This window comes from Nonomuraea sp. B208 (assembly GCF_057536035.1).
In genome coordinates, this window is sequence record NZ_BAAJOU010000021.1 from 928,433 (window position 1) to 945,723 (window position 17,291).

17 protein-coding genes are annotated in these 17,291 nt (G+C 73.6%); 14 read left to right on the forward strand and 3 right to left on the reverse strand.

The features are described from left to right. Positions 1–54: 54 nt before the first annotated feature. Genes AC27IY_RS21380 through AC27IY_RS21400 form a run of 5 tightly spaced genes read left to right on the forward strand, consistent with a single transcriptional unit; the run spans position 55 to position 7,446 of the window. On the forward strand, positions 55–1,095 hold the full coding sequence (locus tag AC27IY_RS21380; protein ID WP_487178967.1) for a ketoacyl-ACP synthase III family protein: 1,041 nt from the start codon (positions 55–57) through the stop codon (positions 1,093–1,095). After that, entirely contained in the window at positions 1,092–1,358 is a 267-nt protein-coding gene (locus tag AC27IY_RS21385; RefSeq protein WP_423452322.1) for a phosphopantetheine-binding protein, read from the forward strand. Before AC27IY_RS21380 ends, AC27IY_RS21385 begins: the two co-directional genes overlap by 4 nt. Before the next feature lie 27 nt (positions 1,359–1,385). Next, positions 1,386–2,429: a ketoacyl-ACP synthase III family protein gene (locus tag AC27IY_RS21390; RefSeq protein WP_344211359.1), complete on the forward strand. Its 1,044-nt coding sequence runs from the start codon at positions 1,386–1,388 to the stop codon at positions 2,427–2,429. A 29-nt stretch (positions 2,430–2,458) separates the two neighbouring features. Next, complete coding sequence (locus AC27IY_RS21395) at positions 2,459–6,223, forward strand: type I polyketide synthase (RefSeq protein WP_487178968.1); 3,765 nt, start codon at positions 2,459–2,461, stop codon at positions 6,221–6,223. 11 nt (positions 6,224–6,234) lie between these two features. Next, on the forward strand, positions 6,235–7,446 hold the full coding sequence (locus tag AC27IY_RS21400; protein ID WP_487178969.1) for a DUF1266 domain-containing protein: 1,212 nt from the start codon (positions 6,235–6,237) through the stop codon (positions 7,444–7,446). Positions 7,447–7,452: 6 nt separating this feature from the next. Here AC27IY_RS21400 and AC27IY_RS21405 read toward each other — a convergent pair whose 3' ends face one another. Then, positions 7,453–7,842 carry an RNA-binding S4 domain-containing protein gene (locus AC27IY_RS21405; protein ID WP_364455440.1) on the reverse strand — a complete coding sequence of 130 codons (390 nt, stop codon included), beginning with the start codon at positions 7,840–7,842 and terminating at the stop codon, positions 7,453–7,455. A 98-nt stretch (positions 7,843–7,940) separates the two neighbouring features. Here AC27IY_RS21405 and AC27IY_RS21410 point away from each other — a divergent pair, with 98 nt between their 5' ends. The 9 genes from AC27IY_RS21410 to AC27IY_RS21450 are packed head-to-tail and all read left to right on the forward strand — an operon-like array spanning position 7,941 to position 15,549. Next, positions 7,941–8,747 (forward strand): S1C family serine protease, encoded by an 807-nt coding sequence (locus AC27IY_RS21410; protein WP_423476920.1) that lies wholly within the window; start codon positions 7,941–7,943, stop codon positions 8,745–8,747. A gap of 21 nt (positions 8,748–8,768) precedes the next feature. Continuing rightward, on the forward strand, positions 8,769–9,758 hold the full coding sequence (locus AC27IY_RS21415) for an AAA family ATPase (protein WP_487178970.1): 990 nt from the start codon (positions 8,769–8,771) through the stop codon (positions 9,756–9,758). A gap of 4 nt (positions 9,759–9,762) precedes the next feature. Continuing rightward, complete coding sequence (locus AC27IY_RS21420; RefSeq protein ID WP_487178971.1) at positions 9,763–10,662, forward strand: DUF58 domain-containing protein; 900 nt, start codon at positions 9,763–9,765, stop codon at positions 10,660–10,662. Positions 10,663–10,714: 52 nt separating this feature from the next. Further along, complete coding sequence (locus AC27IY_RS21425) at positions 10,715–11,665, forward strand: vWA domain-containing protein (RefSeq protein WP_344211345.1); 951 nt, start codon at positions 10,715–10,717, stop codon at positions 11,663–11,665. Beyond that, positions 11,666–12,736 (forward strand): VWA domain-containing protein, encoded by a 1,071-nt coding sequence (locus AC27IY_RS21430; protein WP_487178972.1) that lies wholly within the window; start codon positions 11,666–11,668, stop codon positions 12,734–12,736. It begins immediately after the preceding gene. A gap of 32 nt (positions 12,737–12,768) precedes the next feature. Next, complete coding sequence (locus AC27IY_RS21435) at positions 12,769–13,116, forward strand: effector-associated constant component EACC1 (protein ID WP_487178973.1); 348 nt, start codon at positions 12,769–12,771, stop codon at positions 13,114–13,116. Beyond that, positions 13,113–14,144, forward strand: a complete 1,032-nt coding sequence (locus tag AC27IY_RS21440; protein WP_487178974.1) for a caspase family protein — start codon at positions 13,113–13,115, stop codon at positions 14,142–14,144. The genes AC27IY_RS21435 and AC27IY_RS21440 overlap by 4 nt, the downstream gene beginning before the upstream one ends. A 28-nt stretch (positions 14,145–14,172) precedes the next feature. Next, the gene (locus AC27IY_RS21445) at positions 14,173–15,051 is read left to right on the forward strand and encodes a phosphorothioated DNA-binding restriction endonuclease (RefSeq protein ID WP_449950730.1); all 879 of its coding nucleotides are present in this window, start codon (positions 14,173–14,175) and stop codon (positions 15,049–15,051) included. A 48-nt stretch (positions 15,052–15,099) separates the two neighbouring features. Continuing rightward, the gene (locus AC27IY_RS21450; protein WP_423476925.1) at positions 15,100–15,549 is read left to right on the forward strand and encodes a group II truncated hemoglobin; all 450 of its coding nucleotides are present in this window, start codon (positions 15,100–15,102) and stop codon (positions 15,547–15,549) included. Here the strand turns inward: AC27IY_RS21450 and prfH are convergent. Further along, the gene (gene prfH / locus AC27IY_RS21455) at positions 15,546–16,163 is read right to left on the reverse strand and encodes a peptide chain release factor H (protein WP_371249734.1); all 618 of its coding nucleotides are present in this window, start codon (positions 16,161–16,163) and stop codon (positions 15,546–15,548) included. The genes AC27IY_RS21450 and prfH overlap by 4 nt on opposite strands. Continuing rightward, on the reverse strand, positions 16,160–17,281 hold the full coding sequence (locus AC27IY_RS21460; protein WP_487178975.1) for an RNA ligase RtcB family protein: 1,122 nt from the start codon (positions 17,279–17,281) through the stop codon (positions 16,160–16,162). The genes prfH and AC27IY_RS21460 overlap by 4 nt, the downstream gene beginning before the upstream one ends. Between the last annotated feature and the right edge of the window lie 10 nt (positions 17,282–17,291).

The following is a 17,291-nucleotide window of genomic DNA, read 5'->3' on the forward strand; positions in this document are numbered from 1 at the left end:
GCCGTTCTTCGTGGTGCCCGTCGATCAGTTAGGGGATGTGTGCGTACATCTGACATGTTCGTCCGGAGCCTCGGCGTCTTCGTGCCGGACAGCGTGAGCGTCGAGCAGGCGGTCGAGGAGGGACTGTACCCACCCGACGAGGCCGAGCGTTTCGGACAGCTCGGCGCGGCGGTCGCCGGCGACACGCCCGCCCCCGAGATGGCGCGCCGCGCGGTCCTCGACGCGTACGAGCGCTGGAACGAGTCATCGCCCAAGGACCTCGACCTGCTGCTCTACCCGTCGGTCTGGCACCAGGGCCCGAACGGCTGGCAGCCCCAGCACTACCTGCAGATGCACCTCCTCGGCGGCGCCGTCCCCGCGTACGAGATCCGCAGCGGCTGCGTCGGCATGATCAGCTCGCTGGAGCTGGCCGCGAGCTACCTGCGGGCCGACCCCGGCAGGGAGACCGCGCTGGTGGTCTCCGCCGACAACCACGGGACCCCGCTGGTGGACCGCTGGCGGATGACGCCCGGCGCGCTGATCGGCGACGCCGCGTGCGCGCTCGTCCTCGGCAAGGACTACGGCATGGCCGAGCTCCTCGCGGTGAACGCGACCACGATCCCCGAGGCCGACGCGGTCAACGACGGCGCCTACCCGCTCTTCCCGCCGGACGCCACCGTCGGGCGGGGGCTGAGCTTCGGCGACCGGCACGAGGAGTTCCGCCAGCGGCTGCTCAAGGACCGGGGCACCGGGATCCACCTGACCATCCAGAAGACGATGATGCAGCAGGTCGAGCAGACCCTGGACGAGGCCGGCATCGAGCTGTCCGACATCACGAAGGTGGCCTTCCCGCACGGCCGCCGCGAGGACCTGGACGGGCAGATGTCCTGGCTCGGCATCGACATCGACCAGACGACCTGGGACTACGGCCGGCGCGTCGGGCACTGCGGCGCGGTCGACCAGTTCATCGCCTTCGAGCACCTGCTGGCGACCGGCGGGCTCGTGCCCGGCGACCATCTGCTCATGGTCGGGTTCGGCTCGGGGACGTCCGTGGCCGCGGCCGCGTTCCGCGTGCTCGCCCCCGCCCCCGTGACGAAGGAAGGGGCGCGCGCGTGACCGCCGACCAGCTCAGCGACCGCCTGGTGGCGTTCGTCCAGGAGAACCTGGTGCCCGACGACGTCGAGCTGGAGGTCGACGAGACGACCCCGCTCCTGCTGTCGGGGCTGCTCGACTCCCTGCGTACGGCGCGGCTGCTCAACTTCATCCGGCGCGAGCTCGGCGTCCCCGTCCCGGCCGCCAAGCTCGACCCCGACAACTTCAAGGACGTCGCGACCATCGTCGCGCTGATCAGGGAACTCGAGTCGGCGAAGATCGGCTAGCCGTCCCGAGCGAACGAGGGCAGAGTCATGCAGTGGACGGACACCTACATCAGCGGCGTGGGCGCCTTCGTCCCCCGCACGATCGTCAGCGTCGAGAAGGCCGTGCAGAAGGGCTGGTACCCGGCCGACGAGGCCGAGCTGCACAACCTGGCCGGGGCGGCCGTCGCCGGTGACCTGCCGGCCCCCGAGATGGCCCTGCACGCGGCGCGCAGCGCGCTGAAGCGCAGCGGCCGCGCACCGGCCGACCTCGACCTCCTGCTGTACGCCTCCACCTGGCACCAGGGCCCGGACGGCTGGCCGCCGCACTCCTACCTGCAACGCCACCTGGTCGGCGGCGACGTGCTCGCCACCGAGATCCGGCAGGGCTGCAACGGCATGTTCCTCGCCCTGGACCTCGCCGCGAGCCACCTCGCCGCCGCGCCGGGCCGGCAGGCCGCGCTGCTGGTGGCCGCCGACAACTACGGCACCCCGCTGATGGACCGGTGGCGGATGGGCCCCGGCTACATCGGCGGCGACGCCGCCAGCGCGCTCGTCCTCACCAAGGAGGAGGGTTTCGCCCGCCTCGCGGCGGTCTGCACGGTCACCGTGCCCGAGGCCGAGGAGCTGCACCGGGGCACCGAGCCGCTGTTCCCGCCCGGCGTCACCGTCGGCCGCCGGATGAGCTTCGAGACGCGGAACCAGCAGTTCCGGCAGCAGGTCATGCCGAAGGGCGAGAGCACGGCGGCGCTGTTCAAGATCCAGCGGGCGCTGATGGAGGTCGTCGAGCGCACGCTGGCCGAGAGCGGCGTCGAGGCCCGCGACCTCGCCAGGGTGGCCTTCATGAACTACTCCGAGGAGATCGTCGAGCAGCGCTGCATGGCCGCTCTGGACCTGCCGATGTCCCGTTCCACCTGGGACTACGGCCGCACCATCGGCCACTGCGGCGCCAGCGACCAGGTCCTCGCCCTCGACCGGCTGCTCCTGACCGGGGAGCTGGGCCCCGGCGACCACCTGCTGATGCTCGGCACCGGACCGGGCGTCACCGTCTCCAGCGCCGTGATCCAGATCCTCGGCAAGCCCTCATGGTCCTGATCCGCAGTCAGCGAAGGGAAAAGAACGCGATGGCCGACAGTCCGAGCGGGGTCCAGGCCGAACCGGTGGCGGTCATCGGGATCGGCTGCCGCTTCCCCGGCGGCGCCGACTCACCGGACGAGTTCTGGGACCTGCTGTGCGCCGGCCGCAACACCACCGCCCCGCTGCCCGCCGAGCGCTGGCGCCCGTACGAGGACCGCGGGCCCGAGCACGCCGCCGCGCTGCGGGACGCCGTACGGCACGGCAGTTTCCTGCGCGACATCGAGGGCTTCGACGCGGAGTTCTTCGGCCTGTCGCCGCGCGAGGCCGAGCTGATGGACCCGCAGCAGCGCATCCTCATGGAGACCGCGTGGGAGGCGCTGGAGCACGCCGGCCTGCCGCCGCACGAGCTGGCCGGCACCGACGCCGGGGTGTTCGTCGGCGTCTGCACCGCCGACTACGGCGGCATGCTGCTGGAGGACGTGCCCCGGATCGAGGCGTGGACCGGGATCGGCGCCGCCACCTGCGCCGTCGCCAACCGCGTCTCCTACTCCCTCGACCTGCGCGGGCCCAGCATGGCCGTGGACACCGCGTGCTCGGCGTCGCTGGTCGCGCTCCACCTGGCCTCGCAGAGCCTGCGGCTCGGCGAGAGCGACGTCGCCGTCGCCGGCGGGGTGAACCTGCTGGTGACGCCGGGGCAGACCGTGACGCTCGGCGCGGCCGGAGCGCTGGCCCCCGACGGGCGGTCGAAGTCGTTCGACGCCGCGGCCGACGGCTACGGACGCGGCGAGGGCTGCGGCGTGGTCGTGCTCAAGCGGCTCTCCGACGCGCGGCGCGACGGGGACCGCATCCTCGCGCTGGTCATCGGCAGCGCCGTGAACCAGGACGGGCACACCAACGGCATCATGGCCCCGTGCGGGGAGGCCCAGGAGCACGTCATGCGCCGGGCCTGCCGGCAGGCGGGCGTCGCGCCGGGCACGCTCGACTACATCGAGGCGCACGGCACCGGCACCCGGCTGGGCGACCCGCAGGAGGCGGAGGCGCTGAGCGCCGTCTACGGCGCGGGGCGCAGGGCCGACGACCCGTGCCTCATCGGCTCGGTCAAGTCCAACATCGGCCACCTCGAAGGGGCCGCGGGCATCGCCGGCGTCATCAAGGCGGTGCTCGCCCTCGACCGCAGGGAGATCCCCCCGAGCGTGCTGGCCACCCCGAACCCGGCCATCCCGTGGGAGACCTCGGGGCTGCAGATCGTGACGAAACGGTCGGCCTGGCCCGATCGCGGCCACCCCAGCCGGGCCGGCGTCTCCAGCTTCGGCTACGGCGGCACGGTCGCGCACATCGTGCTCGAACAGGCGCCGCCGGCCCCCGAGACGCCGCGCGGCGAGGGGACGGGGCTGCGCGTGTTCCCGCTGTCGGCCGCGTCGGGGGCCGCCCTGCGGCAGTACGCCGGCACGCTGGCCGAGCGGCTCAACGGCGACGGGCTCGACCTGGCCTCGGCGGGGCACACGCTGGCGCGGCGCCGTACCCACCTGGCCCGCCGGGCCGTGGTGCTCGCGGCCGACCGGCACGAGCTGGCGGACGGGCTGCGCAGGCTCTCCTGGGACCTGCCGGCCGAGGCCGTGCTCACCGGGGACGTGCTGCCCGAGCCGGGCCCGGGGCCGGTGTGGGTGTTCGCCGGGCAGGGCTGCCAGTGGCGCGGCATGGGACGGGAGCTGCTGGCCGGCGAGCCGGAGTTCGCGGCCCTGGTGGACGAGGTCGAGCCGATCTTCGCCGAGGAGATCGGCTTCTCCCCCCGCAAGGTGCTGGCCGAGGGCGAGCTGGACGGGATCGACCGCGTCCAGACCATGATCTTCGTGATGCAGCTCGGCCTGGCCAGGCTCTGGACCGCCCACGGGGTGACCCCGGCGGCCGTCATCGGCCACTCCGTCGGCGAGATCGCGGCGGCGGTGACCGCCGGCGCGATGAGCGTCGCCGACGGCGCGCGGCTGATCTGCCGCCGCTCCCTGCTGCTGCGCCGGGCCGAGGGCAAGGGGGCCATGGCCATGGTGGGGCTGTCGTTCGAGGAGGCGGCCGACCGGCTGGCCGGGCGGAGCGACCTGGTGGCCGCGATCGCCTCCGCGCCCGGCTCGACCGTGCTCTCCGGCGACGTCGCGGCGGTCGAGGAGGTGGTGCAGGAGTGGCCGGCCGAGGGCATCATGGTCCGCCGGGTCGACTCGGACGTCGCCTTCCACAGCCCGCAGATGGAGCCGCTGGCCGCCGAGCTGGCCGAGGTCACCGCCGGCCTGCCCTTCGGCGCGCCCCGCATCCCGATGTACACGACCGCGCTGGCCGACCCCCGGTCCACGCCCGTGCTCGACTCCGCGTACTGGGCGGCGAACCTGCGCGACCCGGTACGCCTGGCCGCGGCCGCGACGGCCGCCGCCGAGGACGGCTACCGCGCGTTCCTGGAGATCTCCCCGCACCCCGTGGTCGCGCACTCCCTGACCGAGACGCTCGCGGAGACCGGGCACGAGGACGTGTTCGTCGGCATCTCACTGCGCAGGAACCAGCCGGAACGCGCGGCCTTGCTCGCCGCGCTCGGCAGCGCGCACTGCGCCGGCGTCGAGGTGGACTGGAGCCGGCTGCAGCCGGACGGCGGCCTCGCCCCGCTGCCGCCGTACGCCTGGCAGCGCCGCCGCCACTGGCGCGACCCCGCCGCCGGGTCCGCCGAGAACCGCGGCCACGACGTGGGCTCCCACACCCTGCTCGGCGCGGGGACGAGCCTCGCGGGCAGCCAGGCCAGGATGTGGCGGACCGTACTGGAGGACGCCAACCGGCCCTACCCCGGCAGCCACGCCGTCGGCGGGGTCGAGATCGTGCCCGCCGCCGTGCTGGTCACCACGTTCCTGGACGCGGCCGGCGAGTTGCCCGTGCTCACCGACGTGGAGATGACGCACCCGCTGATGACCTCGGGACGGCGGCAGGTCCAGGTCGTGCATGAGCCGCCCGCGATCAGGCTCGCCTCGCGCACGCCCGCAGGGCCCGGCGAGCCGGAGCCGAACTGGCTGGTCCACGTCACGGCGTCCGTCGGCGGCCCCGCCCCTGCGCACTCCGGGACCCTGCCGGACGCGGCCGGTCTCGCCTCGATCGACCCCGGGTACGTCCATCAGCGGCTGGCCGCCGTCGGCGTCCCTTCCACGGGCTTCGACTGGACGATCGACACGCTGCTGAGCGGTGACGGGGTGCTGCGGGCGACCGTACGGACGGCCGGCGAGACCTGGGCGGCGGCGATGGACGCGGTGATGTCCGTCGCCCCGTGCGTGTTCCCCGGCGACCCGATGCTGCGCATGGTCGTGCACATCGACGAGGTGGCGCTGACCGGCGCGCCGCCGGAGACCGTGATCATCGAGGCCGCCGTCGATCCGGCGGGCGAGGACACGGTGCAGGCGCTGATCGCCGACGCCGACGGTCGCGTGGTGGGACGGTTGTCCGGGCTCCGCTACCCGGTGATCGACGCGCCCGCGGCGGCCGAGGACGAGCTGGGGGAGGCCGCCGAGTCGTTCGCCGGCCTGTCCGCCGAGGACCTGCGCGAGCGCGTCCAGGCCGAGGTCCGCGCGGAGATCGCGGCCGTGATGCGGCTCGACCAGGAGGACCTGGCGGTCCGCCGCCCGCTGGTGGAGCAGGGGCTGGACTCGGTGATGACGGTCATGGTCAGGCGGCGTCTGGAGCAGCGTTTCGGCCGCCGGCTGCCCGCGACCCTCCTGTGGCAGCAGCCCACGATCGCGGCCATCGCCGAGCACCTGGCGGAGCTCCTCGCCACCCCGCCGGGGGGCTAACATCACGGGGCGTGGAGACGTGGAACGGCATGGGCCCCGGTGCGGCGGCGCCACCTGTCCCCGGGTGGCGTCCGCCCACGGACGTCGAAGCCGGCCTGTACGCGGCCAGGACGCGCGGCGACTGGGCCGCGTACTTCGACGTCCTCGCCACCGCCGACCTCTACCACGCGATGCCGCGCGCCACGGCGGACTCCCGGCCCGGCTGGGTCAGCTACACCCCCACGCCCTGGGGCGCGCGGCCCGGCACCAAGGTCCTGGTCTTCCACACGGCGGGGATGCTGCCGGCGCCGGCGCCCGACCCGGTCTTCTTCCAGGACGACCTGGGGGAGCTCGCCAAGGACTGGCCCCAGGACGACGAGTGGCTGTGCGTCAACCCGGGCAGCCCCTGCGAGGGGTACTTCCCCGCGACCGCCGAGCACCGGGCGGTGTGGCGCCGGCACGCCGAACGCGCCACCTACCCCCGCAGGAACGCGCTGCGCACGCTGTGGATCGGCGGCCCGCTGCACGGCCCGGTCGCCCACGGCCTCGCCTGCGGGGCCCTGCTGTGCGTGGCCAACGCCTCGCTCTGGAACGCGATGGGCTGGCACGGCACCGGCTACGTCCGCGAGCGGAAGCGGCTCAAGGAATGGTGGGGGATCACCAGCCGTGAGGAGTGGTCGAGCGCCGTCGAGGCGCTGCTCGACTCGCGGATGAGCAGCCCGTTCTGGGGGACGGTCCTGCAGGTGCGCAGCGCTCTCGCCCGCGACTTCGGCGGCCTGGTGGAGGTCGCCCACTGGCGCGAGGTGACCGCCCGCGTCCTGCGGAGCCTCCCGGCGGGCGGCACCGACGCCGAGACGGAGGCCCAGGTCGCGGGGGCGCAGCGGCTCATCGGCCGGATCACCCGGTACGAGTCCCGCTTCCGCGCCGACGGGCTCCTCCCTGAGAACGGGTTCGTCCACTCGGTGGAGGCATGGGACTACGGGCGCGCCTCGAAGATGGCCCGCTGGGGGCTCGGCGCCCGCTACTGCGACCTGGCGGAGGCCGAGCGGGCGGTCCTGCGCGCCGGGCAGCTCAGCCGGATCTCCTACCGGTCGTGGGAGGACTTCTCGGCCGCGTACGTCCTCGGGCGCTGCCTCCACTTCGACGAGGAGGAGTTCGGCGACTGGTACGGGGACATGCTCCACGCGCACCGGGTCCTGACGAGCGACCCGAACAGCCCGTGGGTCAACATCCCCTTCCGCTGACCGGTCTCATCGCGGCCGGTCGCGGCGGCCGAACAGCTTCTCGATGCTGCGGCGCTCGCGCTTGGTGGGGCGGCCCGCGCCCCGGTCGCGTACGGCCACCGGCCCGGCCTGCTCGCGCGGCGGGGGCGGCGGGCTCTTGTCGACGTAGCACTCGGCGGCCACGGGCGCGCCGACGCGCTTGGTGATGATCTTCGAGACGACCACGATCCGTTCGCGCCCGTCGTGCCGCAGCCGGACCTCGTCGCCGACCCGGACGACGTGCGCGGGCTTGACGCGCACCCCGTTGACCCGGACGTGACCGCCCCGGCAGGCGTCGGACGCGACCGACCGGGTCTTGGTCAGGCGTACGGACCAGATCCAGCTGTCCACCCGAGCGCCGGCTTGCTCACCTGCCACCCCGCCACTTTAGTCAGCGTCTCGGCCGTGAGCGGTTCTCATGGAGTTCTCAGGTGAAGTTTGTGGCACTTTGAGCGGACTTTTATGACGATGGAGCGATGGAGCACGTGCCGCAGGAGGCTGGTGCGGCCGAGGGCGGGGGAGCCGGGGCCGGGAGGGCTCGGCGGTACGCCGCCTCAGGCGGCCTGCTCGTCGTCGTCGCGGTGCTGGCGTACTGGCTGGGCGGCGGCGGGGGGAGCGGCGAGGAGGCCGCGCCCCGGCCGACCCCGACGCCGACGCCGAGCGCGTCGCTCACGGTGCCCGACGTCTTCGAGCGGGTCGGGCCCTCCGTGGTGGTCATCCGGTCGGGCGATTCGCTCGGCACCGGCGTGATCGCCGCCGAGGACGGCACGATCCTGACCGCGTACCACGTCGTCAAGGGCGCGGCCGGCGACGGCGGCGCGGACGTCACCGTGACCTTCGCCGACGGCACCAAGGCGAAGGCCGCCGTCGCGTCCTCCGCCCCCGAGAGGGACGTCGCCACGCTCAAGCCCGCGAAGCTGCCCGAGATCGTCGTCCCCGCCACGCTCGGCGGCGGCGTGGAGGTCGGCGCTCCCGTGGTGGCGATCGGCAACCCGCTCGGCCTGACCTACAGCGTCTCCACCGGCGTCGTGTCCGGGCTCAACCGCACCACCGGCGGGGCCGTCAAGGGGAGCGACCTGAAGGGGCTCATCCAGTTCGACGCCTCCGTCAACCCGGGCAGCTCCGGCGGCCCCCTGCTGGACGCCCGCGGCCTGGTCGTCGGCGTCGTCGTGTCCATCGCCGACCCCGGAGGCGACGAGGCGTTCGCCGGGATCGCGTTCGCCGTTCCCATCGGAGCGGCCCTGGGCGATGAGGGGGACGGCGATCCCACCGGCGCCATCTGAACCGACGAGAAGGAACTCCGCATGACGAAACCCCCGGGACCGGGCCACGGCCACCCGCTCGAACAGGTGCTGTACGAGGTCAAACGCACGATCGTCGGCCAGGACCTGCTGCTTGAGCGCATGGCCGTCGCGCTGATCGCCGACGGTCACCTGCTGGTGGAGGGCGTGCCCGGCCTGGCCAAGACGCTCGCCGTACGGTCGCTGGCCGCCGCGATCGCCGGCAAGTTCCAGCGCGTGCAGTTCACCCCCGACCTGGTGCCCGCCGACCTCGTCGGCACCCGGGTCTACCACCAGCACTCGGGGGAGTTCAGGACGGAGCTCGGCCCCGTGTTCGCGAACCTGCTGCTGGCCGACGAGATCAACCGCGCCCCGGCCAAGGTGCAGAGCGCCCTGCTGGAGGTCATGCAGGAGCACCAGGTGACGATCGGGCGGGAGACGTTCCGGGTGCCTGAGCCGTTCCTGGTCATGGCGACGGAGAACCCGATCGAGTCGGAGGGGACGTACCCGCTGCCCGAGGCCCAGGTCGACCGGTTCATGATGAAGGTCGTCGTGGACTACCCGACGCAGCCCGAGGAGCAGGCGATCGTCCAGCGGGCGCTGCGCCCGCCGGAGCCGCCGCAGCCGATGGTGACGACCGAGGACCTGATGGCGATGCGCGAGCGGGCCAGGCAGGTGTACGTCGATCCGGCCGTCGTCGACTACGCCGTACGGCTGGTCGCCGCGACCCGCTCCCCGGCCATGGCCGGGCTCGGCGAGCTGGAGCACTACGTCACCCACGGCGCGAGCCCCCGGGCGTCGATCGCGCTCGTCACGGGCGCGCGGGCGCTGGCGTTCCTGCGCGGGCGCGACTACGTGCTGCCGCACGACCTGTCGGAGCTCGCGCTCGACGTGCTGCGCCACCGGCTCGTGCTGTCGTACGAGGCCCTGGCCGACGACGTGGACTCCGACACGATCATCACCAGGGTGCTCGGGGCCGTCCGCGCGCCCGACGTCGTACTCCAGAACCGCTGACGCCATGGCCACCGCCCCCGAGAGACTCCTGCTCCGCCTGGAGTGGAAGGTCGTCCGCAGGCTGGACGGCCGGCTCCAGGGCGCCCACCGCACCGCGCACCGCGGCTCCGGCATCGACTTCACGGGGCTGCGGGCGTACACCGAGGGCGACGACGCCCGCCACATCGACTGGAACGTCACCGCCCGGCTGGACGAGCCGCACCTGCGGGTGTTCACCGAGGACCGCGAGCTGACCGTGTGGCTCGTGCTCGACCGGTCGGCGTCCATGGCGGCGGGCCGGCCGGGGCGCGGCAAGCACGACGTGCTCGCCGAGCTGGCGCTGGTCCTCGCCCGGCTGTTCGGCAGGGGCGGCAACCGGGTCGGCGCGCTGCTGTACGACACCGGGATGCTGCGGGTCGTGCCGCCCGGCACGTCCCGGCGGCACGCGCTGCGGATCGCCGCCGAGCTGGAGCGCACCGCCTCCTCGGCGTCCGGCGGCGCCTCTGGCGGCGCCACGACCGACCTGGCTGAGATGCTGGACGCGGCCGGGCGGCTCGCCCGCCGCCGCGCGCTCGTCGTCGTGCTGTCGGACTTCATCGGCGACGGCGACTGGGAACGCTCGCTGCAACGCCTGGCCCGCCGGCACGAGGTGGTCGCCCTGCGGATCGTGGACGCCGCCGACGACGTGCTGCCCGAGGCCGGGCTGATCGTGGTCGAGGACGCCGAGACCGGCGAGCAGCTCGTCGTCGACTCGGCCGACCCGCTGCTGCGGGCGCGCCTGCGCGAGGCGGTCGACGACCGCGAGGCCCGGCTCGCGGCGGGCATGCGCCGGGCCCGGGTGCCCGTCCACCGCGTCGACACGGACCGCGACCTGGGCGAGGCGCTGGTCGAGGTCGTCGTCGGCACCGGGGGCAGGAAGCCATGACCGGGGACGGAATCCGACGCGGGGCGGAAGCCATGACCCGGGACGGGGAACCATGACGCTCTCCTCCCCCCTTCTGCTGGTCGCCGGGCTGCTCGTCACGGCCGCGCTGGTCTGGGCGGCCGTCGTCCTGGGCCGCCGCAGGACGAGGGCGCTCGCCGCGGCCGGCGTCACGATGCCCGGCGGCCGGCGGGCGTCACTCGGGACCGGCCTGACGATCGCCGGCGTCGGCGTGCTCGCGGTCGCCGCCGCCGGACCGGCGGCCATGGTGCCGGTCCCGCGCACCGCGGGCACCGTCATCCTCGCCATGGACGTCTCCAGCAGCATGGGCGCCGACGACGTCGCACCCAACCGGCTGGCCGCGGCGCAGCGGGCGGCCCGCGCGTTCATCGAGGCCCAGCCGGACAGCGTCGACATCGGCGTGGTCACCTTCGAACAGGGCGCGCGCACCACCGCCCGCCCCGACGCCGACCACTCCGTCGCGCTCAAGGCCGTCGACCGGCTGAAGGTCACCGGCGGCACCGCGCTCGGGACCGCCATCAGGGCCTCGCTCACGGCGATCACCGGCAAGCAGGTGCCCCTCGACCCCGACGCCGACATCCCCGACCTCGGCTACTGGCCGTCGGCCACGATCGTGATGTTCACCGACGGCCAGAACCGGGGCGGCGACATCGAACGCGCCGCCGAGACGGCCCAGAAGGCGGGCGTCCACATCCACACCGTCGGGGTCGGCACCACGGCCGGGGCGACGGTGAGCGTGGACGGCTACCGCCTGCACACCGCGCTGGAGGAGGACGTCCTGACCTGGATCGCGGAGACCACGGGCGGGGCCTACCACCCCGCCTCCGACGCCGCGCGGCTCGACGGCATCGCCGACACGATCGACCTGCGGGTCACCGTCTCGGACGAGCCGCTGCCGCTCGCCGGCGGGCTGATCGGGCTCGCCCTCGCGCTGCTCACCGGGGGAGCGGCGCTCACCGTGTTCCGGTCGGGGCGGGTGATCTGAATGACGTTCTCGTGGCCGTGGGCGCTGCTGTCGGTCCTGGTCGTGCCGCTGATCTTCGCGATCCGGTGGTGGGCGCTGCGCCGCCGGCGGCGGGCCGCGGTGCGGGTCACCTCGATCGCGCTCGTACGGGCCGCGCTGCCCGGACGTACGCGCTGGACCCGGCGGATCCCGCCGGCGCTGTTCGTGGCCGGGCTCGTGCTGCTCGCCGTCGGCGCCGCGCGCCCGCAGGCGTCGGTGGCCGTGCCGATGAGGTCGGCGACGATCATGCTCGCCCTGGACACCTCCGGCTCCATGTGCGCCACGGACGTCGACCCCAACCGCCTCACCGCCGCCCGCAAGGCCGCCGCGGATTTCATCGAGTCGCAGCGGGGCGGGCCCCGGATCGGCCTGGTCACCTTCGCCGGCTCGGCGGGCCTGCTCGTGCCGCCCACCGACGACACCGACGAGCTGATCGAGGCGCTGGACGGCCTCACCGTCGCCCGCGGCACCGCGATCGGCCAGGCCATGCTCGCCTCGATCGACGCGATCGCCGAGGTCGACCCGTCGGTCCCGCCCACGGGCGCGAACGCCGCCGCCGGGGGCGGCGCGGACTCGGGCTACGCGAGCGCCGCGATCGTCGTGCTCACCGACGGCGCCAACACCCAGGGCGTCGACCCGAAGACCGCGGCCGAGGAGGCGGCGCTGCGCCGGGTGCGCGTCTTCCCCATCGGCTTCGGCACCACGACCCCGGCCCCGATGGTCTGCGAGAACTCCCAGTTCGACGGCCGCGGCTTCGGCGGCTTCGGCGGCTGGGGCGGCGGCCGGGGCGGCTTCGACCGGGGCGGCCGCAACATCCGCTCGATCGACGAGCCCGCACTCAAGGAGATCGCCAGGACGACCGGCGGCGCGTACCACCGCGCCGAGAACGCCGACCAGCTCCAGGACGCCCTCGACTCGCTGCCCGGCTCCTTCCAGGTGATCCGCGAGCGGGTGGACACGGCCCCGTTCTTCGCCGGCGGCGGCGCCCTCCTCGTCGTCACGGCCCTGTCCCTCTCCCTGTGGTGGAACCGCCCTCGTACGCCGATCCGGTGAGTAATGTGGTCATGACGTGGAGGAGGGTCAGGATGTCCATCCGCATGCGCTTCGACGGCGATCATTCTGAGCAGGAGTTACAGTCCCTTCGCCAATGGCTGCTGGACGACCCGGAGGTGCGCAGGCACGCGCGCGTCAGACTGGGCGGACCTCCCGTCCAGGACGGGGAGATGGGCACCGCGCTGGACGTGATCGAGCTGATCGTCGACAGCGGTTTCGAGGCGCTCAACTTCGCGCTCGCCTATGTCGCCTGGCGTGCCACACGACCGGCGAAACCGTCCGTCACCATCGAGCACGACGGGACGAAGATCGTCCTGACGGACGGCGATCCCGAGACGGTCGAGAAGATCGTCCGAGCGCTCGAAGCCAAGCGGTCATGAGCAGGGTCCCGGATCCCGCCCTCTCCAGGGTCGTGCTGATCGGGACGGCGCACTACGACTTCCTCCCTGCCCTCGCGTCGGTGGAGGACAACCTCCTGTCCCTCGCCGACGTCCTGACCGCCGAGGAGGTCTGGGGGCTCCCCGCCGATCACGTGACCATCGTGGCCGATCCGGTGACCGGCGCGGACCTGCTGGATCCCGTGGTGCGGGCGGCCGACGAGGCCACCGACACCCTGGTCTTCTACTACGCGGGCCACGGGCTGACCGATCCCCGGCGCGGGGAGCTGCACCTGGCACTGAAGGGATCCGACGCGCAGCGCCCGTACACAGCCGTCTCCTACGCCCACGTCAGGGACGCTCTGCTGGAGAGCCGCGCGACCCGCAGGATCGTCATCCTCGACTGCTGCCACAGCGGGCGGGCACTGGGCACGATGTCCGACCCCGTCACGGCCGCCATCGACGAGGCCGGCACCGAGGGCACCTACGTGCTCGCCGCGACGGCGGAGAACCAGAAGGCCCTCGCGCCCGTGGGCGAGCCGCACACCGCCTTCACCGCCGAACTGCTGAGGATCTTCCAGGACGGCATCCAGGGGCGAGGACCCCTGCTGGACCTGGACACCATCTACACCCACGTACGCGCCGCGATGCGGGCCAAGGGACGTCCGCTGCCGCAGAAGCGTGACCGCAACACCGCAGGCCGGCTGACCCTGGTCCGCAACCGCGCCCACGCGAAGCCGGCCCGAGACGTCCGAGATCTGGAGCGGGGATCGCGGGAACGGGCGCGGGCACGTCTTGAGGAGCACCGCCACCGGCCTGCGGCCACCATGAGGTCCCGGCTGGTGGAGGTGCACGACTTCGACCCCCGCTACCACACGGGAGGGCCACGGGCGATCCAGGGAAAGTGCTCATGGCACGGAAGCTCATGTGACGAGAAAGTGGTCGCCAGCGTGCTGGTCCGCATTCGAGGAGCGGACGTTTGGCATGCCGTGTGCGAACGAGCACTCCGGACGCTCCGCACCACGCAGTGAGGGGGGAATCGCTTTACACTGGCCCACCGTGGACTGGATCGAGCGGATCGCCGGGATCAAGCGCTGGACCAGGGGCGGCGAGCGCGCCCCGCACAAGCCGCTCCTCCTGCTGTACGCCCTCGGCCGCTTCCAGCGTGACGGCAACCGGCCCATCCCGTTCAGCGCCGCCGAGGCCGAGCTCAAACAACTGCTCAAGGAGTACGGCCCGCCCCGCGACACCAGCCCCGGCTACCCGTTCCACCACCTGACGACCGACGGCCTCTGGCTGGTCGACACCCGCCACGGTCCCGGCAGCCCGGGCCCCGAGCTGCGCCGCCTGCGCGACAGCGAGGCCGCCGGCCGCCTCCACCCCGACCTGGCCCGCGCCCTGGCGGAGGAGCCCGGCCTGCTGGGGCGGATCGCCCGCCACCTCCTGGACGCCAACTTCGCCCCGTCCCTGCACCAGGACCTGTGCCTGCTGACCGGCCTGGACCTCGAAACCGCCACCGCTCCGGCCGCGAGACCCGCCGTACGCCGCGACCCCGCCTTCCGCGACCGGGTGCTCATGGCGTACGAGTACCGCTGCGCCTTCTGCTCCTACGAGGGCTGGCTGGACGGCATGGTGGTCGGCCTGGACGCGGCGCACGTACGCTGGTGGGCCTTCGACGGCCCCGACGACGTCGCGAACGGCCTGTGCCTGTGCGCGATCCACCACAAACTATTCGACAAGGGCGTCCTCGGCCTGACCACGGAGCACACGATCACCGTGTCGGCCAGGTACGCCGGCCGCTCGCAGTCCTCCCGAGACCTGGTCCTCTCCCTGGCGGGCCGCCCCGCCCGCGAGCCCCAGGCCGGCCTCGACACGCTCGAACAGGACCACATCACCTGGCACAGCCGCCAGGTCTTCCGCCCACCGGCCCGCGCCTGACTCTCGACGGGGCCGCGAATTGTCGGTCGGCCCTGGCATCCTCGGGTCATGGAGACCGTGTACGCCGCCGCGGGCGGCGACGAGGGCCTGCTCCGCCTCGCCGAAGCGTGGCATGTCCGCGTGATGGCGGACGAGGTGGTCGGCCATGCCTTCAGCCATGGCTTCCACCCGCGGCACAGCGAGCGGCTGGCCGCCTACTGGGCCGAGGCGCTCGGCGGCCCGGCCGCCTACTCCGGCCAGTACGGCGACGAGACGTCCGTCGTGCGCCTCCACAGCGGCAACGGCGAGCACGAGGAGATGGACCGCCGCGCGATCGCCTGTTTCGACCAGGCTCTCGACGACGTGGGGCTGGCCGAGGGCGAGCCGCTCCGTCAGGTCCTGTACGACTACTTCGCCTGGGCCACCACCACGACCATGTCCCGCTATCCGGAGTCCGCGGCCGACGTGCCGGAGGGTTTACGCATCCCCCGCTGGTCCTGGGACGGCCCGCAACGCTAAGCGCCCTCGGGGCGTTCGACGCGTACGGGGTCGCCGCGTACGAGCTCGTCGTGGACGCGGCGGCGGGCGGCGGTGACGGCGCGCTCCACCGCCTCGTCACCCTGCTCGATCCGCTCCCGCAGCAGCCGCAGGGCGATGCGCCGGTTGAGGCCGAACTGCCGCTCGGTGTCGACCACGACGACGATCCCGGTGGGCCGGTGGGTCGCCCGCACCGCCGTGCTGGCCTTGTTCCGATGCTGGCCACCGGGCCCGCCGGTACGGCAGGCGACGATGTCGACGTCCGCCTCACTGAACGCCGTACGCGGGGCGTCGACCTGGCACGGCTGGGCGGTGACGTACCAGTTCTTGCGCCCGGCGCCGGCCCGGTACGGGCTGGGGGCCTGCCAGCACAACGTCCCGGTCCACGAGGCGGCGAACTCCTCGACGCCCGCCCCGGAGATCCGGACGAGAACCGACCGATAGGTGCCGGCCCGCTCCCCGGGAACGGTGTCGGCCCGGTGGGTCTCCAGGCCGTGCCGCTTGGCGTCCACCTCCAGCCGACGCAGCAGCCGGGCCAGCGCCCACGCGCACTCCTGCGGGCCACGCCCGGCCGACAGCAGCAGATGCACGCTCACGAACGCCCCCGCCGCCCCTTGCCGACTTCGGCCGTCTTGTACGTCACCAGCGGGACCGTGGTGGCCACCGGCGTGGCCAGACCGTGGGCGACGAGGTCGGCGATCACCTGCTCGATCCGCTTGTACGCCGTCGGCGCCTCCTCGAACAGCAACTGCCGGTCCCCGCACACCACCACCGACCCCACCGGCGTACGCCGCAGCTCCTCCACCGTGTGCTTGGCCCGCCCCCGGCGCAGGGCGTCCGCCCGCGACATCTTGCGGCCCGCGCCATGGGCCACAGAGTGCCCGGCGTCCGCCCCGGCGTGCCCGGCGACGAGGTAGGACGGGGTGCCGCGCGTACCGGCGATGAGCACGTCACGCCCGTCACCCGGCGCCGCCCCCTTCCGGTGCAGGTAGAGCCCGTCGCGTACCTCGACCAGGTTGTGGCACTGGTCGACGATCGGCTCGGTGGGCTCGGCCCCCAGGGCGTGGGCCACGCGCGCGGCCAGCAACCGCCGGTTGAGCGCCCCCCACCGTACGGCGTCGTCGTGCAGCGCCAGATAAGAAGCGGGATCAGGCGCGGGCCCCGCGCCGTGCACCTCGGTGTGCGCCCGCAGAATCCGCTCACCCAGCCCCCGGGAGCCGCTGTGGACGACGAGCACCAGGTCCCCGGCGTCGAGCCCGAGCAGGCTCGCGTGCTCCGGCTCGAAAACCGTCCCGATCCGCGCCAGCTCCACGAAGTGGTTGCCCCGGCCGACCGTCCCGAGCCCTTCCACGTAACCGGCTGGAATGTCACCCTTCACCACATCCCAGGCGGGATCGTCGGCGTCCGGCACCCGATCGAGATCGGGGAACCGCGCGGCCAGCCTCTCGGGCACGACGCGCCTGAGCTTGATGGGGAACACCGCGATCCCGCAACCGATGTCGGACCCCACCAGGAACGGATAGAGGACGGCCGACAGCATGGCCGCCCCGATGGGCGCACCCTTGCCGGGGTGCAGGTCGGGCATGCCGGCGACGTGCCTCATCCCGTCGAGCGCGGCCACCTGATGGCACTGAGCGACGGCATCGGATTCGATCCAGCTCGTGGGGGAGGCGAACACGGCGACCGTGGCCTTGGGGGAGGGGTGCTGAGACAAAGACGCTCTT

What these genes read in the sequence shown, in the direction of transcription:
- AC27IY_RS21440 (WP_487178974.1), top strand. Translation starts at nt 13,113, where the DNA reads ATGAGCAGGGTCCCGGATCCCGCCCTCTCCAGGGTCGTGCTGATCGGG.
- AC27IY_RS21425 (WP_344211345.1), top strand. Translation starts at nt 10,715, where the DNA reads ATGACGCTCTCCTCCCCCCTTCTGCTGGTCGCCGGGCTGCTCGTCACG.
- AC27IY_RS21430 (WP_487178972.1), top strand. Translation starts at nt 11,666, where the DNA reads ATGACGTTCTCGTGGCCGTGGGCGCTGCTGTCGGTCCTGGTCGTGCCG.
- AC27IY_RS21380 (WP_487178967.1), top strand. Translation starts at nt 55, where the DNA reads ATGTTCGTCCGGAGCCTCGGCGTCTTCGTGCCGGACAGCGTGAGCGTC.
- AC27IY_RS21415 (WP_487178970.1), top strand. Translation starts at nt 8,769, where the DNA reads ATGACGAAACCCCCGGGACCGGGCCACGGCCACCCGCTCGAACAGGTG.
- AC27IY_RS21420 (WP_487178971.1), top strand. Translation starts at nt 9,763, where the DNA reads ATGGCCACCGCCCCCGAGAGACTCCTGCTCCGCCTGGAGTGGAAGGTC.
- AC27IY_RS21435 (WP_487178973.1), top strand. Translation starts at nt 12,769, where the DNA reads ATGTCCATCCGCATGCGCTTCGACGGCGATCATTCTGAGCAGGAGTTA.
- AC27IY_RS21410 (WP_423476920.1), top strand. Translation starts at nt 7,941, where the DNA reads ATGGAGCACGTGCCGCAGGAGGCTGGTGCGGCCGAGGGCGGGGGAGCC.
- AC27IY_RS21390 (WP_344211359.1), top strand. Translation starts at nt 1,386, where the DNA reads ATGCAGTGGACGGACACCTACATCAGCGGCGTGGGCGCCTTCGTCCCC.
- AC27IY_RS21395 (WP_487178968.1), top strand. Translation starts at nt 2,459, where the DNA reads ATGGCCGACAGTCCGAGCGGGGTCCAGGCCGAACCGGTGGCGGTCATC.
- AC27IY_RS21450 (WP_423476925.1), top strand. Translation starts at nt 15,100, where the DNA reads ATGGAGACCGTGTACGCCGCCGCGGGCGGCGACGAGGGCCTGCTCCGC.